Annotated in this window: 20 protein-coding genes; 7 read left to right on the top strand and 13 right to left on the bottom strand. The window is 64.7% G+C overall.

Translation table 11 applies throughout. The features are described 5' to 3' along the window. Positions 1-56: 56 nt before the first annotated feature. The 3 genes from J2R80_RS16575 to J2R80_RS16585 are packed head-to-tail and all read right to left on the bottom strand — an operon-like array spanning position 57 to position 3,220. Positions 57-911 carry a MaoC family dehydratase N-terminal domain-containing protein gene (locus tag J2R80_RS16575; RefSeq protein ID WP_253638908.1) on the bottom strand — a complete coding sequence of 285 codons (855 nt, stop codon included), beginning with the start codon at positions 909-911 and terminating at the stop codon, positions 57-59. A gap of 27 nt (positions 912-938) precedes the next feature. Beyond that, positions 939-2,039: a CaiB/BaiF CoA-transferase family protein gene (locus J2R80_RS16580; protein ID WP_253638909.1), complete on the bottom strand. Its 1,101-nt coding sequence runs from the start codon at positions 2,037-2,039 to the stop codon at positions 939-941. Between the two features lie 11 nt (positions 2,040-2,050). Further along, on the bottom strand, positions 2,051-3,220 hold the full coding sequence (locus J2R80_RS16585; protein WP_050386889.1) for an acyl-CoA dehydrogenase family protein: 1,170 nt from the start codon (positions 3,218-3,220) through the stop codon (positions 2,051-2,053). 152 nt (positions 3,221-3,372) lie between these two features. On the opposite strand from J2R80_RS16585, the gene J2R80_RS16590 reads away from it, so the two are divergent. Then, a complete protein-coding gene (locus J2R80_RS16590; RefSeq protein WP_028334965.1) occupies positions 3,373-4,296 on the top strand; it encodes a LysR substrate-binding domain-containing protein in 924 nt (307 codons plus the stop codon). Positions 4,297-4,309: 13 nt separating this feature from the next. On the opposite strand, the gene J2R80_RS16595 is transcribed toward J2R80_RS16590, so the two are convergent. Then, positions 4,310-4,903, bottom strand: coding sequence for a thiamine pyrophosphate-dependent enzyme (locus tag J2R80_RS16595; RefSeq protein ID WP_253638910.1), 594 nt, complete (start codon positions 4,901-4,903; stop codon positions 4,310-4,312). Then, positions 4,903-5,463: a thiamine pyrophosphate-binding protein gene (locus tag J2R80_RS16600; RefSeq protein WP_253638911.1), complete on the bottom strand. Its 561-nt coding sequence runs from the start codon at positions 5,461-5,463 to the stop codon at positions 4,903-4,905. Before J2R80_RS16600 ends, J2R80_RS16595 begins: the two co-directional genes overlap by 1 nt. Positions 5,464-5,832: 369 nt before the next feature. Between J2R80_RS16600 and J2R80_RS16605 the strand changes: the two genes are divergently transcribed. Then, entirely contained in the window at positions 5,833-7,551 is a 1,719-nt protein-coding gene (locus tag J2R80_RS16605; RefSeq protein WP_057019289.1) for an adenylate/guanylate cyclase domain-containing protein, read from the top strand. A gap of 179 nt (positions 7,552-7,730) precedes the next feature. Then, positions 7,731-8,684: an ABC transporter substrate-binding protein gene (locus tag J2R80_RS16610; protein WP_253638912.1), complete on the top strand. Its 954-nt coding sequence runs from the start codon at positions 7,731-7,733 to the stop codon at positions 8,682-8,684. 83 nt (positions 8,685-8,767) lie between these two features. On the opposite strand, the gene J2R80_RS16615 is transcribed toward J2R80_RS16610, so the two are convergent. Together J2R80_RS16615 and J2R80_RS16620 are read right to left on the bottom strand one after the other, a co-directional pair. Beyond that, complete coding sequence (locus J2R80_RS16615; RefSeq protein ID WP_253638913.1) at positions 8,768-9,571, bottom strand: isocitrate lyase/phosphoenolpyruvate mutase family protein; 804 nt, start codon at positions 9,569-9,571, stop codon at positions 8,768-8,770. A gap of 69 nt (positions 9,572-9,640) precedes the next feature. Further along, a complete protein-coding gene (locus J2R80_RS16620) occupies positions 9,641-10,540 on the bottom strand; it encodes an alpha/beta fold hydrolase (protein ID WP_253638914.1) in 900 nt (299 codons plus the stop codon). 106 nt (positions 10,541-10,646) lie between these two features. Here J2R80_RS16620 and J2R80_RS16625 point away from each other — a divergent pair, with 106 nt between their 5' ends. Next, positions 10,647-11,156 (top strand): MarR family winged helix-turn-helix transcriptional regulator, encoded by a 510-nt coding sequence (locus tag J2R80_RS16625; protein WP_057019292.1) that lies wholly within the window; start codon positions 10,647-10,649, stop codon positions 11,154-11,156. A 237-nt stretch (positions 11,157-11,393) separates the two neighbouring features. Here the strand turns inward: J2R80_RS16625 and J2R80_RS16630 are convergent, their stop codons facing one another. The 4 genes from J2R80_RS16630 to J2R80_RS16645 form a co-directional block, all read right to left on the bottom strand. Continuing rightward, positions 11,394-13,235 (bottom strand): bifunctional 2-polyprenyl-6-hydroxyphenol methylase/3-demethylubiquinol 3-O-methyltransferase UbiG, encoded by a 1,842-nt coding sequence (locus J2R80_RS16630; protein ID WP_253638915.1) that lies wholly within the window; start codon positions 13,233-13,235, stop codon positions 11,394-11,396. A gap of 99 nt (positions 13,236-13,334) precedes the next feature. Further along, complete coding sequence (locus J2R80_RS16635; protein ID WP_253638916.1) at positions 13,335-14,609, bottom strand: cytochrome P450; 1,275 nt, start codon at positions 14,607-14,609, stop codon at positions 13,335-13,337. A 30-nt stretch (positions 14,610-14,639) separates the two neighbouring features. Then, positions 14,640-15,911: a cytochrome P450 gene (locus tag J2R80_RS16640; protein ID WP_057019295.1), complete on the bottom strand. Its 1,272-nt coding sequence runs from the start codon at positions 15,909-15,911 to the stop codon at positions 14,640-14,642. 242 nt (positions 15,912-16,153) lie between these two features. Continuing rightward, on the bottom strand, positions 16,154-16,528 hold the full coding sequence (locus J2R80_RS16645; protein ID WP_057019327.1) for a hypothetical protein: 375 nt from the start codon (positions 16,526-16,528) through the stop codon (positions 16,154-16,156). A gap of 266 nt (positions 16,529-16,794) precedes the next feature. On the opposite strand from J2R80_RS16645, the gene J2R80_RS16650 reads away from it, so the two are divergent. Beyond that, positions 16,795-17,946, top strand: coding sequence for a DUF898 family protein (locus J2R80_RS16650; protein ID WP_253640977.1), 1,152 nt, complete (start codon positions 16,795-16,797; stop codon positions 17,944-17,946). A gap of 4 nt (positions 17,947-17,950) precedes the next feature. Beyond that, positions 17,951-19,069 carry a M48 family metallopeptidase gene (locus J2R80_RS16655; protein WP_253638917.1) on the top strand — a complete coding sequence of 373 codons (1,119 nt, stop codon included), beginning with the start codon at positions 17,951-17,953 and terminating at the stop codon, positions 19,067-19,069. 25 nt (positions 19,070-19,094) lie between these two features. On the opposite strand, the gene J2R80_RS16660 is transcribed toward J2R80_RS16655, so the two are convergent. Beyond that, entirely contained in the window at positions 19,095-20,243 is a 1,149-nt protein-coding gene (locus J2R80_RS16660; protein WP_253607293.1) for an ABC transporter substrate-binding protein, read from the bottom strand. Between the two features lie 441 nt (positions 20,244-20,684). Here J2R80_RS16660 and J2R80_RS16665 point away from each other — a divergent pair, with 441 nt between their 5' ends. Next, the gene (locus J2R80_RS16665; RefSeq protein WP_253638918.1) at positions 20,685-20,897 is read left to right on the top strand and encodes a hypothetical protein; all 213 of its coding nucleotides are present in this window, start codon (positions 20,685-20,687) and stop codon (positions 20,895-20,897) included. 14 nt (positions 20,898-20,911) lie between these two features. Here the strand turns inward: J2R80_RS16665 and J2R80_RS16670 are convergent, their stop codons facing one another. After that, positions 20,912-21,907, bottom strand: a complete 996-nt coding sequence (locus tag J2R80_RS16670; protein WP_253638919.1) for a LysR family transcriptional regulator — start codon at positions 21,905-21,907, stop codon at positions 20,912-20,914. Between the last annotated feature and the right edge of the window lie 348 nt (positions 21,908-22,255).

Genomic DNA, 22,255 nt, shown 5'->3' on the forward strand with positions numbered 1-22,255 from the left:
GCTGATGAAAGCGCCTCTTTATTCCCTCGCATCATGACGCGCGTCGTGCTCGCGCGTTACCAGGTCGCCGTGCCCTTCATGGTCGGCTGGCCCTCGGCATTCGCGGTCCACAGCTCCAAGCCGCCGTCCTTGTCGCTGGCATTGATCGAGAACTCGCTGCCCTCGAACAGCGGCTGCACGCCGCGATAGGCGAGCTTCTTCGGCGGCTTGCCGCCGCGCAGCTTGGCGGCGAACTCGACGATGAAGGAAGCCTGCAGCGGGCCGTGGAAGATCAGGCCAGGATAGCCCTCGACCTTGGTGACGTAGTCGCGGTCGTAGTGGATGCGATGGCCGTTGAAAGTCAGCGCCGAGTAGCGGAACAAGAGCACCGGGTCGGAGACGTGGCTTTCGCGATGCTGCGCGACCGGGGGAGGCGGCGGCGCCTTGGCGGGCGCTGCGCCCTGCGTGCTCGTCATCTCGCGATAGACGATGTCCTGCCGCTCGCGCACCGCAAGCCCGCGCGAGGTCGTTACCTCGTGATTGACCGAGACGAAGCACAGCGTGCCGGTCGAGCCCGATTTGACCGTGACGTCGACGATCTTCGAGGTGCGTTTGGCCTCATCGCCGATGCGCAAGCTGTCGAAGAATTCGAGCTCGCCGCCGGCCCACATCCGCCGCGGCAGCGGCACCGGCGGCAGGAAGCCGCCGCGGGTCGGGTGGCCGTCGGGGCCGAGCTGCGACATCGGAAACACCGGCTGCGCCAGGCACCAGTGCGTGGTCCACGGCGCGGCATCACCGGCCTTCGGCTCGCCGATCTCCTGGAACAGCGTCGCGCGCAGCCCCATCACGAGATATTTGGTGACGACGTCAGAGGCCTCCGTGGTCTTGCCAATCCATTGGCGGAGATGATCGAGGTCGAGTTTGTCGCTCATGATTGTGTTGCCCGGGCAGGAGGGATTTCAGGAACGTCTGGTGCGCTCGCCGATTGCGGGCACCTTGCCGTAGTGCCTGTCCTCGCCGACCACGATCGCGGCCGGCGCCGGATAGCTGACCTTGCCGTTCGGCGTGTCGACCTCGATGCGGCGCAGATGCGGATGTTTCGCGAGGTCGTCCATGCTGTTGACCTCGGCAAAGGCGATGTCGGCCTCGGCGAGCTTCGCCAGCAATTCCTCGCGCGTCAATTTGTCGAAGCTGTCGTTGACGATTCCGTCGGTCAGCACCCGGTTGCGCACGCGCTCGACCATGTTGGCAAAGCGCGGATCGTCGGGCAGGCCGGGCTGGTCCAGCACCTTGGCGCACAGCGTCTTCCACTCGCGCTCGCTCTGGATCGAGATCAGGATCTCCTTGCCGTCCTTCGAGCGGAACACGCCGTAGGGCGCGATCGAGGGATGGGCGAGGCCGATCCGCTTCGGCGACTTGCCGTCCTCGGCATTGAGCAGCGGCACGGTGAGCCAGTCGGCCATCACGTCGAACATCGAGATCCGGATGTCGGCACCGTCTCCGGTGCGACCGCGGCCGATCAGCGCCTCGAGGATCGCGGCATGCGCGGTGGCGCCGGTTGCGACATCGACGATCGACATGCCGACGCGCGAGGCGCCTTCCGGGCCGCCGGTGATCGAGGCAAGGCCGCTTTCGGCCTGGATCAACAGGTCATAGGCCTTGCGGTCGGCATAGGGACCGGTGTCGCCATAACCCGTGATCGTGCACATGATCAGCTTCGGGTAATCCTTGCGCAGCCGCTCGCGCGCGAAGCCGAGCTTGTCCATCGAGCCGGGCTTGAGGTTCTGCAGCAGCACGTCGGCGCCCGCAATGAGCTCCTCGAGCTGCGCGCGGCCATGCTTGGTGGCAAGGTCGACCACGGCGGAATCCTTGCCGCGGTTCAGCCAGACGAAGTAGCTGCTCTGGCCCTTCGCCGCGGCGTCGTAGCCGCGGGCGAAATCGCCCTCGGGTCGCTCGATCTTGATGACATGGGCGCCGGCGTCGGCGAGGCGTGACGAGCAGAACGGCGCGGCAACCGCCTGTTCGACGGCGATGACGGTCAATCCCTCAAGCGGCAGCATGATCAAGCAACTCAGTAGGAGCGGGGCATGCCGAGCACATGCTCGGCGACGTAGGACAGGATCAGGTTGGTCGAGATCGGCGCCACCTGATAGAGCCGGGTCTCGCGGAACTTGCGCTCGACGTCGTATTCCTCGGCGAAGCCGAAGCCGCCATGGGTCTGCACGCAGGCATTGGCCGCTTCCCAGGAGGCATCGGCCGCCAGCATCTTGGCCATGTTGGCCTCGGCGCCGCAGTCGAGGCCGGCTTCATATTTGCGGGTGGCTTCCTTCACCATCAATTCGGCGGCGCGCATCGAGGCATAGGCCTTGGCGACCGGGAACTGGATTCCCTGGTTCTGGCCGATCGGCCGCCCGAACACGCTGCGCTCCTTGGCGTAGTTGGTCGCCTTGGCGATGAACCACTTGGCGTCACCGACGCATTCGGCGGCGATCAGGATGCGCTCGGCATTCATGCCGGACAGGATGTAGCGAAAACCCTTGCCTTCCTCGCCGATCAGATTCTCCGCCGGCACCTTCATGTCGGTGAAGAACACTTCGGTCGTGGCGTGGTTCATCATGGTGCGGATCGGGCGGATCTCCAGCCCCTTGCCCTTCACCTCGCGCATATCGACGATGAACACCGAGAGACCGTCGGTGCGCTTCTTCGACTGCTCCTTCGGCGTGGTGCGCGCCAGCAGGACCATCAGGTCGGAATATTCGGCGCGGCTGGTCCAGATCTTCTGGCCGTTGACGACGTAATGGTCGCCCTCGCGGCGCGCGAAGGTTTTCAGCGACGAGGTATCGGTGCCGCTGGTCGGCTCGGTGACGCCGAACGCCTGCAGCCGCAACTCGCCGGTCGCGACCTTCGGCAGATACTTCGCCTTTTGCGCGTCATTGCCGTGCCGCAGCACGGTGCCCATCGTGTACATCTGAGCGTGGCAGCCGCCACCATTGCAGCCGGCGCGCTGGATCTCTTCCAGGATCGCCGCCGCCGCCGACAGCTTCAGGCCGGCGCCGCCATATTCCTCGGGGATCAAGACCGAGAGATAGCCGGCCTCCGTCAGCGCATCGACGAATTCCTTCGGATAGGCCATCTGGCGATCGAGCTTGCGCCAGTATTCGCCTGGAAACTGCGCGCAGAGTTTTGCCACCGCGTCGCGGATGTCGGAATGGTCGTCGATGTGTTGATCGTGTGCGGTCATTGTTTCGTCTTGCCGAGAGGTTGCGCCAGAGCGTTTTCGAGCGAGGTGGAAATCGGTTCGCGTGAAGAAAACGCCCGCTGTTGTGGGGCCCCGGTAAACTCCCTATGCTGTTTTGTTATAGCGTATGAACCTGCCTTCCAGGATTGGCAAGTATGGATTTCCGCCAGCTTAGGACCTTTGCGTGCGTCGCGGAACTCGGGAGCCTGAGCAAGGCATCCGATACCTTGCGGGTCGCGCAGCCGGCGCTGAGCCGGCAGATCAAGCTGCTGGAACACGAACTGCGCACCGAATTGTTCACGCGCAACGGTCGCGGCATGGTGCTGACCGATGCCGGCCGGCTGCTGCTGGCGCGCACCAGCGGTATCGTGCGGCAGATCGACCAGATCCGCGACGACATCCAGTCCGCCGGCGGTGCACCGTCCGGGCGCGTCGTGCTCGGGCTGGTGCCGACGGTGAGTTGCGTGCTGTCGGCGCGGCTGGCGCGGCGCACGGTGGAGCGCTATCCCGGCATCTCGCTCTGCATCGTCGAGAGCTACAGCGGCCATCTGATCGAGTGGCTGCATCGCGGCGAGATGGACCTTGCCGTGATCTATGGCCCGTCGGTCGATCTGCATCTGGCGGTGCAGAGCCTCGGCCGCGACAGCATCGTCGCGGTCGGCCCGCGCGGCAGCGGGCTGAAGCCGAAGAAGCAAGTCGACTTCGGCTGGCTGATGCGCCAGCGCCTGGTGCTGCCAAGTCATTCGCACGGCCTCCGTGCGCTGCTCGAACATGCCGCGGCCAAGAAGAAGATCGATCTCGACGTCAAGCTCGAGGCGGATTCGTTTCGCGTGCTGACCAGCCTGGTCGAGGAGGGGCTCGGATATACCTTGCTGCCGCCGTCCTCGGTCCGCGCCGAGGTGGCGGAGGGCCGGCTCGAGACCGCCGCCATCGCGCGGCCGGCGCCGCGGCGCGAGCTGACCCTGGCCTCGCCGGTCGAGCATCCCGGCTCCAACGCGATGACGCTGATCGCGAAGCTGTTGCGCGACGAGGTCGCCGCGCTGCGCGCCGAGGGGCTCTGGGATATCCAGCTCGCCTGAGCGCGGCTTCGCATCAGCTCACCTTGAAGCCGAGATGGCCGCGGAAGCGGTTCTTCAGGTAGGTGCCGTCGCGCGGCGGCAGCGCGCGCTCGACCTCGCCGGCGGCGATGCGGATGCGCGCCAGCCGCGGGCCGCCGCCGAGATCGCGCAGGCTGGTGCGGAATTTCTCGATGCCGGCCATTTCGGCGATCTCACAGACATTGCCGATGCCCGCGCCATCAGCGATCACCTCGAGCCTGGCGCCGAGGCCCGAGTGACTCGGCTGCATGCCGGTCTCGCCGAAATGGCCGTTGTCGAGCACCGCGATCGAGAGATTGCCGGGCTGCTTGGTCGCGATCGTCAGCAGGCTGCCGATCCCCATCAGCTGCTCGCCGTCGCCGGTGATCACGAGCACCGGGCGCTTCGGCTGCGCCAGCGCGAGGCCGAGCCCGACCATCGCCGCGCCGCCCATCGCGCCCCACAGATAGAAATTGCCGGGATGCTCGCCGGCGTCGAACACGTCGTAGGAGGAGGAGCCGAGCCCGGAGATCACGAGCAGCTCGCCGCGGTCGGCAAGCAGCGCCTTCACGGCGGCGCGGCGATCGAGAGTGCCTGTTGATGCCGACATCAGTGCGTCTCCCTGGTCCACTTCTTGCGGCCGATCATCCGCTGCGAGATCAGCACCGCGACCTGCTGGTCGCCGTCATAGGCGAGCGAGGCGGCGGCCGAGATCACCTCCTCGGCATCATCGGGGTTCTCCAGCCGCAGCACGGTGGTGCCCATGATCTCGAACGCCTGCGGCGTCGCCCGGCCCATCGGGATCTGCCAGGGATTGAATTCGGCCCATTCGCCGCGCATCGTCACCAAGGTGAGCAGCGGGAAACGGCAGCTCGCCATCAGCGACAGCATGTTGACGCAATTGCCGACGCCGCTCGATTGCATCAACAGCACGGCGCGATCGCCGCCGAGCCAGGCGCCGGCCGAAAGCGCCACGCCCTCTTCCTCTGTCGTCAGCACCGTGGTCTTGATGTCGGCATCGGCGTGCGACAGCTTGATCAGGTTGGAATGTCCCGCATCGGGAACGTAGGACACCTGTGCCACGCCAAAGCTCTTCAGCGTGCGGTAGATCGCAACCGGCCAGTCCCGGCTGGTCGCGCTGTCCTGGTGAACGGCAATCTGGTCCATCATGGCCTCGGCGGTGGCGTTTTCGAACGAACCGGGTACCGGTTCGCGAAGAAAAACGCGTCAATACAAGGGACGCGCATGGGCGCGTCCTCACACCGCTGGCTTTAAGCCAGGTCAGGGGTTTATTCTCTTCGCATCTGGCTCGCCCAGCTATGCCGGAATTTTATAGGGCCCAAGGTTTTGCAGGGCCGACGCAAGCGAAATGGCGGCCGGAGCCGGCTGCGTCCTTTGGTCGGGTCGAACGACAGCCCCATTACGGCCTAAAACGACGCTCTATGCTAGAAGACGCCGGTTGGCGGCAGCGCCAGGCTTCATTTTCAAGGCTTCATTTCGACATATCGATATATCCGTCGCATTTTCAGGGATCAGGGCATGATTGTCCGAGATCGGTTTCGCGGCCTCTTCCCAAAGTATTTTCTCGCACTGTTTCTGGCCGTCGCGCTTCCGCTCGTGATCAACGGGTCGATCGAAGCCTGGTTCGGTTACCGCGATCAGCGCGCAAGGCTGGACCAGTTGCTCGGTGTTCAGGCGGCTTCCGCGGCCGCTGAAATTCATAACTTCATCTCCGACATTGCAAGCCAGCTCGGCTGGCTGGTCCAGCTTCCCTGGACCGACGAGGTCGATGAGGGACGCCGAACCGATGCGTTGCGTCTGTTTCGTCAAGCGCCGGCCGTCGTCAGCCTGACACTCATCGACAACAATGGGTTGGAGCGTCTCTACGTCTCACGGGTCGGCCTCAATCGAATTGAAAGTCGTATCGACCGATCGGCTGAACCTGCGCTGGTCGGCGCCCACGCACGCCAGGTTTGGTTCAGCGATGTCAGCTACAACAGAGGCTCAGAGCCGTATTTGACTATTGCGCTCGTGGGTAACCGATCCGCGGTCGGCGCAGTCATCGCCGAAGTCAATCTCAAGCTGATCTGGGATGTCGTATCGGCGATCAAGGTGGGAGAGACCGGCCTCGCCTTCGTGCTGGACCGGCCGGGCCGTCTCATTGCCCATCCCGACATCAGCCTCGTCCTCCGCGGGCTGGAAGAAACAACCTCCCAGCCGTTTCGCACCATACGCGACGCGATCGGCCCGGGAGCGGGCTTTGCAACGGGCCGCGACGGACAGGGACGTCCGGTTGCTGCCCGCGCGGCTCCGGTGGCGGGTCCCGATTGGACCGTCGTGGTGGCGCAGCCGCTCTCCGAAGCTTACGCCCCGATCTATGCCGCGTTGCGACGGACCACAGTGCTTCTCGCAGGCAGCACCGTATTTGCGGGGCTGCTCGCCTATGCATTCGCGCACCGGATGACCGAGCCGATCAGGCTGCTCGAGGAGGGGACGGAGCGGATCGGCGCCGGATCGTTCGAGCACCGCATTTCGATCCAGACCGGGGACGAATTTCAGCGTCTGGCAAGCAGCTTCAACAGGATGGCCGGCGAGCTCGCGCTGGCGCAGCAGCACCAGGAGCGGATCGCGAAGCTCAAGCGGTTTCTCGCGCCTCAAGTCGCCGATCTCGTCGATCGTGCCGGCGATGACAGCGTGCTGGATGGCCGCCGCACCGACGTCGTCGTTGTGTTCTGTGACTTGCGCGGGTTCACCGCGTTTTCCGCGGGCGTCGCTCCCGAGGAAGTCATGAGCGTGCTGTCCGAATATTATGAGGTTCTGGGCAGGGTCATTGCGCGGTTCGAAGCAACCCTCATCAGCTTCTCGGGAGACGGGTTGATGGTGCTGGTGAACGCACCCGTGCCGGTCGAGGAGCCGGCGCTGAGAGCCGTCGACCTTGCGACCGAAATGCAGAAGCGCGTGCAGGGCTTGATCGGCGGCTGGCGGTCGCGGGGTTACCAGGTTGGCTTTGGAATAGGGCTTGCCAGTGGATCGGCGACGGTTGGGCGGATCGGCTACGAAGACCGGCTCGATTACACGGCGATCGGCAGTGTCGTGAATCTCGCCGCCCGCCTGTGCGCATCTGCCGCAGATCGGGAAATCCTGATGGACGCAGGGACCGCCGCAAGCGTCAGAGGCAAGCGCTCCCTGGAGGATATCGGGAGTCGCCAAATCAAGGGCTTCGATGACGCCATTCCGGTGTTCGGAATATCTTTTTGATGTGTGTTGGCCGATGCCGGCCGGAGCGGTTCGGTGCAGTCCATTGGCGACTGGTTTCGGATCGTGGGATATACTTCCGCCGACGGCGAACGCCAGCGGGTCGATAGAGCATGAGTTGCGCTCACTCTCGTGCAGCAACATCCCACGGACGCGGCAGCCGGCGTGAGGTCCTGTTGTTGATGGCCGCCGCCGCGGCCTGGACCACATCCTCGCGGGCGCAGAAGCCGTCGATGCCTGTGATCGGCTATCTTTGTCCGGAATCGCCGGAGTTGTTTGGCAGCCGGCTGAAGGCTTTTCACCAGGGACTTCGTGAAGCCGGTTTTGTCGAGGGCCGCGACGTTGCGATCGAATATCGATGGGCCAATGGGGAATATGCCCAGTTACCTGCACTGGCCGGCGAATTGATCGCGCGCGACGTCGATGTGGTGGTCGCGCCCGGCGGCGCGCCCGTCGCGCTTGCGGCCAAGGCTGCCGGCGTCACCAAGACAATCGTTTTCGAGATGGGCGGCGACCCGGTTCAGCTGGGTGTGGTGGACAGCCTGTCGCGGCCGGGAGGCAACATCACGGGAATCTCGAGCCTGAGCGTCGACGTGTCGCCGAAGCGGCTCGAGTTGATGCACGAACTTCTGCCGGCGGCGAAAACGCTGGGGGTCGTGACCAACCCGACAAGTCCAACCGCCAGCTCGCAACTGCAAAGGCTTCAGGCCGCTGCCGAAACTTTGGGGGTCCATCTGCAGATATCGAGGGCAAGCAAGGAGGAGGAGTTCGAAGCCGTATTCGCTTCCGTAGCGAGAGAGTCGACAAGCGCGCTTGTTTTCACCTCCGATCCCTATTTTGCATTTCGCAGCCGCCGATTGGCCGATCTCGCACTGAAGTATCGTGTTCCCGCAATCACGCAAACCCGGGATTTCCCGACAGCCGGAGGCTTGATGAGCTATGGCGGAGATTTCGTGCAGTCGCATCGACGCGCGGGCGTCTACGCCGGCCGGGTTCTGAAGGGTGAGAAGCCTGCTGATCTTCCGGTCCAGCTGGTCACCAAGGTCGAGTTCGTCATCAACCTGAAGACCGCCAAACTGCTCGGCCACGAGTTCTCTCCTTCAGTCGTCAGCGGCGCAGACGAAGTGATCGAGTGACTAATTCGTTCATGAACCTGGTAGTCCGGCCGGCGCGGACTGAGCGGTCCGGCCGGACCGTGGCATCGCGTGCGCTCACGGGCTCAACTGTTGGGCTGTAGAAACGCGCCGTATTGCTTGCTCGTGGCGACCGCGGCGGCCGCCTGTCCGATGACACGCATTGCCGCCATCATCGGCCACGGTCCAAGGCTCACCCTGCGAACACCGGCACGGGCGAGCTCGCCGATTTCGGGCACGCCTTGCGTCACCATGATGTTGACGGGCAGCGGCGTCAGTTGAACTAACCTCTCGATCAGCGCAAGGTCGGTGAGCCCCGGCACGAAAATTCCGTCAGCGCCGGCATCGGCATAAGCTTCCGCCCGCCTTGCCGCCTCATTCAGGCATTGCTCCGGCGAGCCGAACTTCAGCAGAAACGGATCGGTTCGCGCATTGATGAAGAGGTGAACGCCGAGTTCTTGCGCGGCGTCCCGCACCGCCCTGATCTTCGCGGCATGCTGCTCCGGAGCGACGAGCTGCCGCTTTCCGCCAACAAGCCCGTCCTCGATATTGATGCCGATCGCGCCGGCCTTCAGGATCCTTGCCGCCGAATGCGCGGCGGCATCCGGAGTGTTGCCATATCCCGCCTCCAGATCGATCGACACCGGAACCGGCACCGACGCGGACATCCGCGAGACCAGGCCTTCCACGATGTCGAGCGGGGCATTTTCGCCGTCGGCGTAGCCGAGTGCGGATGCGACCGCGCCGCTGCTGGTCGCCACTGCTGGCGAGGCCTTCGCGATCGCTTTGGCGGTGGCGACGTCCCAGGCGTTGAACAGGACGAGCGGATCGCCCGTCCTGTGCAGAGCGTGAAATGCCTCGGCGTAGTGCTGCTGTGTCGTGGCGTCCATTGCGCGCACTCCTGGTCAGAGAATTGGAAAGATGGTGTGGCCGACGCGGCCGCAGGTGGCGGCGTCAGTTCAGTCGGCAGCATGCGTTGTGAACCAGTCCATGATCAGACCGGTGACCTCGGCCTCGCGCTCGAGATGCGGGAAGTGTCCGACATCGGGCAGGACGATGCGCCGATGTGGTCCCTTGAAGAGCGGCTCTTCCTTGATCGAATACCGCGCCGTCGGATCGTTGCCGCCATAGATTGTCAGAGTCGGTGTATGCATGTCGTTGATCGGTAGCCGGCCCGCAACTCCCGCATCGACCAGGCCATTGTAGTATTTCAGCGCCGCCTTCATGGTGCCGGGAGAGCTGAGCGTCTCCTTGACCGAGCGGAGATGCTCGTCGTTCTGCAGGGTTGGCGACCACAGCTTCCAAAGGTAGTCGACGAAGGGAAGTCCCTCGATGTTGACCGCCGAGTGAGCGCCAGGCACCGTGAAGAAATAGACATGGAAAACCGATCGAACGGCATCGGGGTCGCTCCGGAGGCTTGGGATTGTGATCGGGTGCGCGGTGTTCATGACCACCGCGGCCTTGATCGCCGACGGCGCCGTGGCCAGCGCCTGGAAGGTTGACGTACCGCCCCAATCCATGCCGACGACGTAGGCCTGTCCGTCGTCGCTCAGCGCCGCGATCAACGCTTCGAGATCCTGGCCCAGCGCGATCGGATCGAAAATACCGTCGGCCGGAATCTCGGTCGGCGCATAGCCGCGCAGGAACGGCGCGACCGCGCGATAGCCGGAATCCGCGAACACCTGCAGCTGCTTTCGGTACGACCAGGCATTGTCGGGAAAGCCATGCATGAACATGACGAGCGGTCCGCTGCCCTGTTCGAGATAGGCAAATCGCACGCCGTTGGCCTGCACGTATTTCAGGGCGGGTGCGCTGCCGGCGGCGTCAGGCGTTGCCGGTGCGGTGCTTCGGGTCGTCATCGCTGCTCTCCATTTGTGTCGTCGTTGCGCTCCCGGGCAAATATGTGCGTAGCGCACATATCTGGTCAAGTTGTTTTTTGTGCGCAGCGCACATATTGTTCCCGGCATGGAAAACGGAATCGCTAATCTGCTGGGCGCGCTGTCGCTCGCTGTCATGGATCGGATCGAGCAAGGCGCGCGCGAGGTCGTCGGCCGTGGCGGCGAAACGCCCGCGGCGCTGATCGTCATCGGCTATGGCCAGGGCATGACCAACGACAAGCTGAGGCGGATTCTTGGCCTGTCGCACTCCGGAACGGTCCGCCTGGTCGATCGGCTGGTTTCGGATCGGCTTGTCGAACGCCGGGCGGGCAAGGACGGCCGCGAAGTCGCCTTGCACCTGACGGCATCGGGCGCTGCGTCCCGGAATGAACTGCTGGCGTCGCGGATTTCAGCCGTGACGTCGCTGCTCGACGTGCTGTCGGTCGCTGAGCGGAAGCAGCTCGCAACGCTGATCCGCGAGCTGCTGGCAAGGCAGGACACATCCGAGATGGATCGCTTCACGATCTGCCGGATGTGCGACGACCGGGTCTGCACCAATTGCCCGTTGCCGACCAGCAAGGGTCAGCACGCGCGCTAGAGAGGTTACTTTGAATCGAGCGGCCAACTCCGCTCACCTCGCCCCGCGTGCGGGAGAGGTCGGAACGCATCGCTAGATGCGTTCCGGGTGAGGGGGAGTTTCCGCAAACACAGCTATCACCGCTTATGCGGAGGTGCCCCTCACCCCAACGCTCTCCCCGTAAGAACGGGGAGAGGGAGCGCGGTGCCATCGCGGCCGCTATTCGATCTCATCTCCTCACGCTCCAGCAGCTTGCCGTCAGCGCGCGTTCTTGCCCGCCATGAACACGTACATGTCCCAGAAAGTCTCGGGATGATCGACCTCGAAGCGGTGCCACTGATCGAGATTGGTCTCGTCGGCCGTGCCCTGAAACTGCTTGCGGAATCGGTCGAGGACCGCCGGATCGTCAAACGGCTCGAACCCCTCGAACGACAGGCCATGCTCGTTCAGGAATGCCGCGATCGCCGGAATCGTCAGGCGGTGTTCCATGACGTTGAACAGCAGATCGCGGCAGCCGCTCATGCTGTAGAAATCCTTGGCGCCGATCAGCGGCTTCCATTTGTCGGCTTCGCGGAAGATGTCCTGCCGGCAACGTCTGATGTCGCCGGCGGTGGCGCGATAATTGCGCGCCGCGATGCGATCGCGAGCCTCGACGATGACGCGGCGCGCCAGATCGCTGTAGAGCCCGATGCGCATCGTGCCGCCGGGCCGCAGCAGCGAGACCAGCACGCGCCAGCCGGCCAAGGGCTCGGCAAGATGATGCAGCACGCCGACCGACTCGATGCTGTCGAAGCTGCGATCGATCGAGGCCAACTCCAGGATGTCCGCCTGCGCATACTCGATGTTGCGCAAGCCGAGCTCCCGCGTCTTGCGGCGCGCATAGGCAAGGCTGGTCCTGCTGATGTCGACCGCGAGCAGGCGGGCGTTGGGATAGACCTGCGCGATCTGGATCGCGTGCGAGCCGGTGCCGCAGCCGGCAATCAGGATATCCCGTTCGGCTCGCTGGTCCGCGGTTGCGACGGTCCTTCCCCGCGCCCGATCGGCCGCGAAGGCCGTCAACGGGTTGACGGTCCAGCGCGGATAGGGATTTTCCTCGTATTGGCGCATCACCTCGACGGATATGTCGTTCCTGATCGGAGTGAGCGCTGCAATAGTGCTGCGCTCTTCGATCTCCTCGCGCGGCTCGCGAAGCTGCACCCGCAACAGGCCGGCGACGGCCGCGGGCCAATCCCGGCGCAGCAGCGCGTCCGCCGTCGGCAAGGCATGAAGCGGGAAGTAAGCGGCGACAGCGGCGAGCGTGAGCGGCGCGATCGCAGCGCCTGATGCCAGGTCCTGCAGCAACCGGTCGCGCAGCGCGCCCGCGCCTTCGCTTTCCGCTGCGGTCTGCGCATAGACATATTCGTTGATGAAGCACTGCCGGGCGAGCGCGCAGGCAAAGGCTACGATATCGTCGTCGACGTCATCCTGATCCGGCTTGCTCGCGAGCCGCAACAGCTCGGCCCGCGCATATCCGAACAGCACCTCAAGCTGCATGCTCGCCAGCGTGGTGGTTTCCATCGCGCAGCGCAGGAACAGGTCGTTCGCGAGCGGGGCGACACCCTCGCTGCCGAACAATTCGACGCTTGTGACCGGTAGCGGCCACTTGCTTGCAATCCGCCCGGCATAGGTGGTGACGGTCGGGCTCTGCAGGATGAAGCCGACCGCCTTCGCGTCCATGCCGAGCGCCAGCGCCTTGCTGAAATGCGCGGCCGCCTTGCTGCGATTGCCCAGTGCCTGGTAGGAGTTGCCGGCGTTGTAATGGCAGGCGGCATTGACCTCGTCCGAGGCAATCGCCTTGGTGAACATCTTTGCCGCAGCCCGGTGATCGCCGGCAGCCTGCGCCATCAGGCCGAGAAGATTGAGGCTCTGCACATGGCCAGGCTCGCGCGCGAGAAGCTGCCGGCAGATCTCCTGCGCTTCGTTGAAGCGGCGCATCGCGTAGAAGCGGCTGGCCTCGGCGGCGAGGCCGTCAATGCTGACACCCGTGGAACCGAAGGCAGGTGCGTTTTTGCTGGACGCGTCCCGTTGCTTCCCGGCCGCACGCCGCTCTTTTCGGTTCATGTTCCGTCAACTGGCCCAAGCTGCAAGACGCGGTGCATCAATTACCACGCCCGGGAAGACATAGGGCCGATCGTCTTTGTGGCCAAGGACAATCTGGCTTCAGCCCGGGATCCGCACCGGCAGGTTCTCGATGCCGCGGACGAAGCTGGAATAGACCCGCTTCGGCTCACCGACCACCTCGATGCGGTCGAAGCGCTTCAGCATCTCTTCCCAGACGATCCGAAGCTGCAGCTCGGCGAGCCGCATGCCGACGCAGCGGTGGATGCCGAAGCCGAACGACAGGTGGATGCGCGGCCGCGGGCGGTCGATGATGAACTCGTTCGGACGATCGATCACCTCGTCGTCGCGGTTGCCGGAGACATACCACATCACGACGCGGTCGCCCTTCCTGATCGTCTTGCCGCCGATCTCGGTGTCGACAAGCGCGGTGCGCCGCATATGCGCCAGCGGCGTCTGCCAGCGGATCACCTCCGGCACCATGGTGTCGATCAGTGCGGGATTCTCCTTCAGCTTCCTGAACTGGTCGGGATGCTCGTGCAGCGCCAGCACCGAGCCGCTCATGGTGTTGCGCGTGGTGTCGTTGCCGCCGACGATGAGCAGGATGATGTTGCCCATCAGATTGTCGGGGTCCATGTGCCGCGTGGCGTCGCTATGCGCCATCATCGACAAAAGGTCGTTGCGCGGCGGGGCGTTGACGCGCTCGTTCCAGAGCTTCGAGAAATAGGCGTAGCACTCGTCCATCTCCTGCCGCCGCTCCTCCGGCGAGTTGACGACGCCGCTCTTCGGCAGCGCGGTGGAGACGTCGGACCAGCGCGTCAGCTTGCGCCGCTCCTCCCAGGGGAAGTCGAACAGCGTCGCCAGCATCTGGGTGGTCAATTCGATCGAGACGCGCTCGACGAAGTTGAAGGTCTCGTTGCGCGGCAGATTGTCGAGCACGCTGGCCGAGCGCTGCCGGATCAGCTTTGCCAGCTCGTCGAGATGCGTGGGTGTGAACATCGGCGACACGGTCTTGCGCTGATGGGCGTGCCTCGGCTGGTCCATCGCGATGAAGCTCGGATAGTCGTAGCTGGGCGGCACATCGCGGATCGAGATGCCGCCGAGCGTGGAGTCCGAGGAGAAGATGCCGTGGCTGGTGTCGACATGCATGATGTCGTTGTACTTCACCACCGACCAATACGGTTCGATCGGCGCATTGGTGCAGTAGTGCACCGGCTCTTCCTTGCGCAGCCGCTCGAACCACGGCCACAACGTGTCGTTCTGGAACAGCTTTGGCGCGCCGGGATGAAAATCCTTGAGCGGTGTCGAATGCGCTTCCTCGCGGGCCTGGCGCAGCAGCTCGGCCCGGTCGGCACGGATGGCGGTCTGGACGTTCATGTTCCTTGATCCCGGTTGGCTCGCGACGCGTCAGGCGGCGATGCGCACTGGCAGCGTCTCGTAGCCCTTGATGAAGCTGGAATACACCCGCTGCGGCTCCTCCACCACCTCGATGGTGTCGAAGCGCTTGAGGATCTCCTCCCAGATGATCTTGAGCTGCAACTCGGCAAGCCGCAGGCCGACGCAGCGGTGGATGCCGAAGCCGAACGAGATATGGGTGCGCGGCCGGGCGCGGTCGATCAGGAACTCGTAGGGCTTCTCGATCGCTTCCTCGTCGCGGTTGCCCGAGACGTACCACATCACCACCTTGTCGCCCTTCTTGATCTGGCGTCCGCGGAACTCGTAGTCGGCGAGCGCGGTGCGCCGCATATGGGCGAGCGGCGTCTGCCAGCGGATCACCTCGGGCACGAAGCTGTCGATCAGCGCCGGGTTCTCCCGCAGCTTGCGGTACTGCTCCGGATGCTTGCTCAGCGCATAGATGCTGCCGGACAGCGTGTTGCGCGTGGTATCGTTGCCGCCGACGATCAGCAGGATCAGATTGCCGAGGAAGTTCTTCGGGTCCATGTTCCGCGTGGCGTCGCTGTGCGCCATCATCGAGAGCAGATCGCTCTTCGGCGGCTGGCTCGCGCGCTCCTTCCACAGCCTTGCGAAATAGCTCGCGCATTCCATCAGTTCGACTTGCCGCTCGTCTTCGGTGGCGACGAGGCCGCCGGCGCCGGGCAGAGTGGTCGCGACGTCGGACCAGCGCGTCAGCTTGCGGCGGTCTTCCCAGGGGAAGTCGAACAGCACCGCGAGCATCTGGGTCGTGAGCTCGATCGAGACCTTGTCGACCCAGTCGAACACCTCGCCGCGCGGCAGATTGTCGAGGCACTCGGTCGAGCGCTTGCGGATGTTGGTGGCGAGCTCGTCGAGGTGCGTCGGCGTGAACATCGGCGCCACGGTCTTGCGCTGCGCCGAATGGCGCGGCTGGTCCATCGCGATGAAGCTTTCGCGGCGCAGATCCGGCGGTACGTCGCGGATGGTGATGCCGCCGAGCGAGGCGGCCGAGGAGAACACCGAGTGGTTGGTCTCGATGTCCATGATGTCGTTGTAGCGGGTGATCGACCAGTACGGACCGAACATCGAGTCCTTGCAGTAGTGCACCGGATCCTCGCGGCGCAGCCGGTCGAAATACGGCCAGAAGGTATCGGTCTTGAACAGCTCGGGATTGCCGGGATCGTAGTCCGAAAGCGCAAGCGAATTGGCGCGTTCGCGTGCGGCGTCCAGATTCGTGTTGTCGACGAGATCGATGGTCCCGTGCATGGGCGGCTCCTCAACCGTTTGAGCTGCCGGGGCATGGCCGGCGCGGCATGTTTTACCGAATTACATTCTCATTCCGCGGTTTGCGCAAGGGCTCTCGACGCGCATTTGGCCGCATTGATGTCAGGCCAAAGCGGCCGAATCCGGGCTTTTCCGGTGGGGAAGGGACCGCGGCCGCGACCACGCCCGTTTGAAACGGCGTTTGATCTGGTCGGGCGGCGGCCTGCGAACGGTGCCGGCGCCGTTTATTGACTGCCGGTCTTCTCGCCGGCGGGCTTTTCGCAGGGGTAGGTGTCCTGCATCCCCCACAGCAGCAGGAGAGCGATCACCATCTCACCTTTCGCCGACCGCTTGTCGGCGGACTTGAGCATGATCTCTTCGGTCTGCTCGCTGCTCAGTGCGAGGTCGTCGGGCATGCAGAACAACAATTGGCCGCCATGCCGTTTCAGCCAGGCATTGGACGCCATCAGGCCGCCCCTGACGCCGTCGAGGTACATGTGATTGAAGATGCGCAAATTCTCACTCTTTGGATTGCGATAGGAATCGAGCCGCACGTCGACGGCAGCGGCCGGAGCTGCCGTGAGCGTCAGGAGGCATGCTGACAGGATCCATCTGTTCATCGCTGCGGTTTCCTCGCTTTGCGGCGGCGGCTTCGCCTCCATCGCCTGATCGTTAAGTATGTCATTGCCGCCCTGGGGTTCGACGCCGGCCGTTGATCGAGGACTGCGCGCTTTCCGGCATTGCCGTTAAGGCATGGCCAACCGCATCCCGCCAAAAATCGGCCGACGATCTCGACCTTGTGTGAAACCTGGATCACACTCGTGACGACAAATCTGTGCTTTTGATACCCAGAGATTGTCCCGCCAGGAGCCATCCCGTGAACGACATGAGCTGGACCCCGCTGGGTCCGCCGCAGCCGCCTCCGCAACCGGCCCCGCCGCCGATGCCGGTGGCGTTTTCAGGGAACCGGAAGGAGTTCTTTCGCCTGGTCGCGCGCGGCGCCGGGCTCGAACTGGTCACGGTCGGCTTCTACCGGTTCTGGCTCACCACCGACATCCGCCGTCATCTGTGGTCGAACAGCCAGATCGATGGCGACGCGCCGGAATATACTGGCCGCGGCAAGGAGCTCCTGATCGGCTTCCTGGTCGCGCTCGCGATCCTGGTGCCGATCTATCTCGGCTATTTCCTGATCGGCATCGAGGCGGAGCATTTCAAGGCGTTCGCCTCGCTGCCGCTGGTCGCCTTCTTCTATTTGTTCGGCCAGTTCGCGATCTATCGCGCGCGGCGTTACCGCCTGACCCGCACGGTGTGGCGCGGCGTCCGCTTCTGGATGAGCGGCTCGGGCTGGGTCTATGCGCTCAAGGCCTCGCTCTGGGGCGTGCTGGTCGTGATCACGCTCGGCCTCGCGCTGCCGTGGCGCGAGGCGGCGCTCGAACGCTACAAGATGCGGCACTCCTATTACGGCGACCTTCAAGGCTCGTTCGACGGCCGCGGCTGGGAGTTCTTCGCGCGGGGCTGGTGGCTCTGGGTCCTGATGCCGTTCGCGCTCTACAGCACGATCTTCGCCCCGTTCGCCTATGCCGCGTTCAAGGCGGTCGAGTGGCGCTGGTGGCTGTCGGGAATCCGCTTCGGCGAAGTGAGGCTGGAATCCACCCTCCGCCGCGGCGCGCTGATCGGCCTGTACTGGAAGATGATCGGCTGGGTCGTGCTGCTCGGCGTGGTGTTCGCGGCCTATCTCGCGCTCTGCACCTTGCTGGTCGCCAGCATGGACGGCTCCTCGATCTCGGACTTCTTCAGGACCGAGGCGTTCGCCAAGAGCATTCCGCTGATCGTGCTGCTCGGCATCGGCTACCTCGCCTTTGCGCTGGCGCTGAACGTGGTGTTGCGCGTCTATCTGATGCGCGATCTCTGGGTTCGGGTGCTGTCCTCGACCATCGTGCACAACATCCAGGCGGCCGCCAACGTCACCGCGCGCGGCGAGCTCGCCAACGCGCTCGGCGAAGGCTTTGCCGATGGCCTCGACGTCGGGGGCTTCTAGCTCCATGGAATCCGATTCCGGTCAGACCAATTCCGCGGCGCCGGCTCCCGGCGGCGTCTTCTTCGACGGCCTGTCGAACCGGCGGCGCATCGTCGCACTCAGACTGTCCGACGCACTGGAGATCCGCGAAGACGGCGCACTGCTCGCGCGCTGGGTGTTTCACGACATCCGCCGCGCCGACAGCCCGTCCGGCCTGTTGCGGCTGAGCTGCCTGACCGCACCGCCTCTGGCGCGGCTCGACATCCGCGACGCCGGGCTGATCGCCGCGCTGGTCGCGCGCTGCGAAACGCTCGAGGCGGATTTGCCGAACCGCAGGGGCGTCGCCGCGATCGTCGGCTGGTCGCTCGCGGCCGCGGTGTCGATCGTGCTGGTGGTGCTGTTCGGCGTGCCTCTGGCCGCCGAGCGGCTGACGCCGCTGGTGCCCGACTCGTTCGAGCGCCGCATCGGCGATGTCGCGGAGGCGCAGGTCAAGGTTCTGTTCGACGGCAAGCCCTGCAGCAATCCGGCCGGCCAGGCGGCCTTCGCGAAGCTGGTCGGCAAGTTGCGGCAGTCCGCAGGCTTCGATACGTCGGTGCAGTCGGGCGTGCTGGCGACGTCGGTGCCGAACGCCTTCGCGCTGCCCGGCGGCAAGGTCTATCTGTTCGACGGGTTGCTGGAGAAAGCCGAGAACCCCGACGAGATCGCCGGCGTGCTGGCGCATGAGCTCGGCCATCTCCGGCACCGCGACAGCATGCGCGAATTGATCCACAACGGCGGCACCTCGTTCCTGATCGGGCTGTTGTTCGGTGACGTCACCGGCTCCGGCGCGCTGATCTTCGCCTCGCGCTCGCTGGTGACGTCATCCTATTCGCGCGACGCCGAGACCAACGCCGACAGCTTCGCGATCGAGACCATGCACAAGCTCGGCCGTCCGGCCAAGCCGATGGGCGAACTGATGTTCCGCGTCACCGGCAAGGAGGGCGGCAAGGGGCTCTCGCTCGTCTCCAGCCATCCCTTGACCGAGGACCGCCTCGCGCGCATGGACAAGGCCGATGCCGCCAGCCGCCCCGATGGTCCGCCGCTGCTGTCATCGGCCGAATGGCAGGCGCTGAAGGGCATCTGCAGCGGCGCCGGCAAGGTGTGACGGCGCAGCCGCCGACGGTCGCTCTCTACTTCACCAGCCGGAACTTGCCGCCCTCGACCTTGATCAAGAACGCCGAACGCTCGTCATAGCCGTTGTGATCGGTCGGGCTCATGGTCGAGAGGCCGTTGTTCAGGTAGACGTCCTTGCCGCGCTCGAGCTCGTCGCGCAGCGCGGCGCGGAATTCCGCCGTGCCGGGCTTTGCGGTCTTGAGCGCATTCGCCGCCGCCCGCTTGAACAGCGTGACGGCGTCCCACAGATGCGCGCCGAAGATGTTCGGCCTCGAGCCGTTGGCCTTCTCGTAGGACGACACGAACTCGTCACGCACCTGGCGGAACGGATCGTTCGCCGGCAGATCGTCGGCGATGGTGAAGGCTTCGCCGGTGAAGATCGCGCCCTCGACATTGGCGCCGCCGAGCTTGATGAACTCCTCCGAGGCCACGCCATGGGTCTGGAAGATCTTGCCGGCATAGCCGCGGCTGCGCAGCGCCTCCTGCGGCAGTACGGCGGGCGTGCCGGCGGAGGCGATGAACACCGCTTCCGGATTGGTCGCGATCACCTTGAGCGCCTGGCCCATCGCGCTGGTGTCGGCCCGCGCATAGACCTCATGCGTCGTCACGGTGAGGCCGAGCTGCGGGGCGAGCCGCGACACCTCCTTGTAGTAGCCTTCGCCATAGCCGTCGGAGACGCCGATATAGCCGAGCGTCTTGATGCCGGACTTGGCGATGTATTTCAGGATCGCCGCCGCCATCAGGTCGTCATTGGGCACCACCTTGAATGCCCAGCGGCGGCGGTCGTCCATCGGCTGCACAATCGCGGTCGCCGCCGCGAGCGAGATGATCGGCGTCTTGCTCTCCACGGCGACGTCGAGCATCGGCATGGTCACCGGGGTGAGCGAGGAGCCGATCAGGATATCGACGCCGTCCTGGATCACGAGGCGCCGCGCATTCTGCGTGCCCTTGGTCGGGTCGGACTCGTCGTCGAGCGCGATATAGGTGACCTTCTCGCCGCCGATCTCCTTCGGCAGCGCGGCGATGGTGCGCATCTGCGGCTGGCCGAGCGCCGATCCCGGTCCGGATCCGGACACCACGACGCCGACCTTGATGTCGGCACGCGCGCCCGGCGCAATCAGGATCGCGCTCGCAAATGTCAACAGTCCGGCCATGGCCAGCTTCATTGCAACTCCTCCCAGCAGGTTCTTTTTATCTGCGGCCGATGATAGCCGACCGCCGTCCGGTCGCGCATCATATTGATTCCGCCCGATCCGTCTGTCCCCCTGATTGGGGACACCGGACTGCGCTCGGGCAAGGTTCGCGCGCTCTGCGGCCCGAGGCCTCAAATTGTCCGCGATCGGTTGGGTCGACGGCGCCCGGCCAAATTTCTGACCCAGCTTCGGTTCGGTCCTGAAACTTCGCGTTTACCACTCCCTTAAAGGCCGCGGGAACCAGTTTCCCTAATCGGGCGGCAACGCCTCGCTGTTATTGAAGGATCAGAAAAGGGAGTACGAACATGTCCAGTATTGTTCGGATCCTCGTCTTGATCGCATGTGCACATGCGGGATCCGTGGTTGCGGAAGTGCAGTGGGACGGCGCGCAGTCATCGCCAGCGGTCCACATCCATGATTGAGACTCATCCGATTGCGTCCGAGCACGCGCGCGCCATCTGCGAAGAGATTGGCGAACGGCTGCGCCACGCCCTGCGTGGCGATTACGCCGATCTGCCGCCAAGGCTGCGCGAGCTGGTCAACGAGCTCGCTCTGCAGGACTGTGAAGCGCCGTCGCTGGTGCCGACAATGGCTGAGATGACGAGGCCGCTGGTCGCCGCGGCCTAAGCCGAGCGTCTGCGTCACACGTTCTTCGCGACCTTTCGTGTCCGCGTCGGTCCGGCGCCGGCGATCGTCGGCTTGATATTCCATACCGCGCGCACGCTTGCGAAGGCGTGGGCGATCACCGGCTCCTGGCGGCGGGCGGCGAGGCTGGCGAAGGAGAGATCGCAGGTCAGCTTCACCTTGTCGGCGACCACGAACTGATGCGGCCGCGCCATCCGCGGCGCCAGCACGTTGTCGCGTGCGAGGCTGAGGCAGAGGCCGGATTCGACGAAGTCGATCATCGCCTCTTCCTGGTCGGTGTAGCCGATCCGCTTCGGCAATGCGCCGAGCGGACGGAAGATGTCGTCGAGCAGCCGCCGGTGGCCGGAGTGCGGCGGTGTCGCGAGCCAGGGCAGCTCGGCGAGCTCGGCCCAGCCCTTGCCCATCACCCGATCGCGCCAGGCGATCGGTGCGATCACCCGGTAGTCGTAGCAAAGCAGCGGGGCGAGCTGGTAGCGGCCGTCGACGATGGTCCGTTCGGTGAAGCTGTGATGGACGAGCTGGTCCTGCGGCGTGGCGTCGACATAGTAGCCGACGTCGAGTTCGCCGCGGCCGATCTGCGCCAGCACGTCGTCGCTCACGCCATGACGCAGGAAGACTTCGGTGCGCTGCGAGGACATCGCAAGGCTGCGCACGAACGGCCCGAGCCGAGTGAATTCGGGGTCGAGGATGGTGCCGACGCGCAGCGTGCCGCGCTGTGCCTCGTTCAGCGAGTCCGCCATCGCCTTGAAGTCGGACGCGGCCGCCACCGCCCGGTGCGCCAGCGGCAGCAGCGCGGCGCCGGCCTCGGTCAGGGTGAATCCGGCAGGTGTGCGGTTGAACAGCTGCAGCCCGGTGCTTTCCTCGAGTGCCTTCAGCTGCAGGCTGACCGCGGGCTGGGTCAGCTTCAGCATCGCCGCTGCGCGCGATACCGTGCCTTCACGGGCAACCGTGGTGAAGCAACGCAAGGCCTGGGTACGGGGAAGCTCGATCATCGCACCTGCTTATAGCACACTTTTTTTGCGCGCATCCGACCTGCGTCGTGCATTGTCATGCGATTATAATACAACCAATGCGAGAAGTCAGGACCGCCGCCACGCAACCATGCCTTCGTGCGCGCGGTTCAACAATGACTGTCTCTGGAATACTGGATCGCCCGGTCAAAGCCGGGCGAGGATTACGCAATGACGCTACGTTACGTCGCGCGAGAACCATCCTCGTCGTCCTGGAGAAAGCCAGGACCCATTACCCCAAATGTCAATTGTTGCGCGATGCTGTGGCCGCGATCTCGTTCATCATCAAGTGCGGTGGTTATGGCTTTCGCCAGGACGACGATTGGGGAG

Source organism: Bradyrhizobium sp. USDA 4541 (genome assembly GCF_024171085.1).
Taxonomy (GTDB): domain Bacteria; phylum Pseudomonadota; class Alphaproteobacteria; order Rhizobiales; family Xanthobacteraceae; genus Bradyrhizobium; species Bradyrhizobium australafricanum.

What these genes read in the sequence shown, in the direction of transcription:
- J2R80_RS16635 (WP_253638916.1), bottom strand. Translation starts at nt 14,609, where the DNA reads ATGAACGTCCAGACCGCCATCCGTGCCGACCGGGCCGAGCTGCTGCGC.
- J2R80_RS16595 (WP_253638910.1), bottom strand. Translation starts at nt 4,903, where the DNA reads ATGTCGGCATCAACAGGCACTCTCGATCGCCGCGCCGCCGTGAAGGCG.
- J2R80_RS16640 (WP_057019295.1), bottom strand. Translation starts at nt 15,911, where the DNA reads ATGCACGGGACCATCGATCTCGTCGACAACACGAATCTGGACGCCGCA.
- J2R80_RS16670 (WP_253638919.1), bottom strand. Translation starts at nt 21,907, where the DNA reads ATGATCGAGCTTCCCCGTACCCAGGCCTTGCGTTGCTTCACCACGGTT.
- J2R80_RS16575 (WP_253638908.1), bottom strand. Translation starts at nt 911, where the DNA reads ATGAGCGACAAACTCGACCTCGATCATCTCCGCCAATGGATTGGCAAG.
- J2R80_RS16665 (WP_253638918.1), top strand. Translation starts at nt 20,685, where the DNA reads ATGATTGAGACTCATCCGATTGCGTCCGAGCACGCGCGCGCCATCTGC.
- J2R80_RS16625 (WP_057019292.1), top strand. Translation starts at nt 10,647, where the DNA reads ATGGAAAACGGAATCGCTAATCTGCTGGGCGCGCTGTCGCTCGCTGTC.
- J2R80_RS16620 (WP_253638914.1), bottom strand. Translation starts at nt 10,540, where the DNA reads ATGACGACCCGAAGCACCGCACCGGCAACGCCTGACGCCGCCGGCAGC.
- J2R80_RS16630 (WP_253638915.1), bottom strand. Translation starts at nt 13,235, where the DNA reads ATGAACCGAAAAGAGCGGCGTGCGGCCGGGAAGCAACGGGACGCGTCC.
- J2R80_RS16605 (WP_057019289.1), top strand. Translation starts at nt 5,833, where the DNA reads ATGATTGTCCGAGATCGGTTTCGCGGCCTCTTCCCAAAGTATTTTCTC.
- J2R80_RS16660 (WP_253607293.1), bottom strand. Translation starts at nt 20,243, where the DNA reads ATGAAGCTGGCCATGGCCGGACTGTTGACATTTGCGAGCGCGATCCTG.
- J2R80_RS16585 (WP_050386889.1), bottom strand. Translation starts at nt 3,220, where the DNA reads ATGACCGCACACGATCAACACATCGACGACCATTCCGACATCCGCGAC.
- J2R80_RS16600 (WP_253638911.1), bottom strand. Translation starts at nt 5,463, where the DNA reads ATGATGGACCAGATTGCCGTTCACCAGGACAGCGCGACCAGCCGGGAC.
- J2R80_RS16650 (WP_253640977.1), top strand. Translation starts at nt 16,795, where the DNA reads ATGAGCTGGACCCCGCTGGGTCCGCCGCAGCCGCCTCCGCAACCGGCC.
- J2R80_RS16615 (WP_253638913.1), bottom strand. Translation starts at nt 9,571, where the DNA reads ATGGACGCCACGACACAGCAGCACTACGCCGAGGCATTTCACGCTCTG.
- J2R80_RS16645 (WP_057019327.1), bottom strand. Translation starts at nt 16,528, where the DNA reads ATGAACAGATGGATCCTGTCAGCATGCCTCCTGACGCTCACGGCAGCT.
- J2R80_RS16580 (WP_253638909.1), bottom strand. Translation starts at nt 2,039, where the DNA reads ATGCTGCCGCTTGAGGGATTGACCGTCATCGCCGTCGAACAGGCGGTT.
- J2R80_RS16610 (WP_253638912.1), top strand. Translation starts at nt 7,731, where the DNA reads ATGGCCGCCGCCGCGGCCTGGACCACATCCTCGCGGGCGCAGAAGCCG.
- J2R80_RS16655 (WP_253638917.1), top strand. Translation starts at nt 17,951, where the DNA reads ATGGAATCCGATTCCGGTCAGACCAATTCCGCGGCGCCGGCTCCCGGC.
- J2R80_RS16590 (WP_028334965.1), top strand. Translation starts at nt 3,373, where the DNA reads ATGGATTTCCGCCAGCTTAGGACCTTTGCGTGCGTCGCGGAACTCGGG.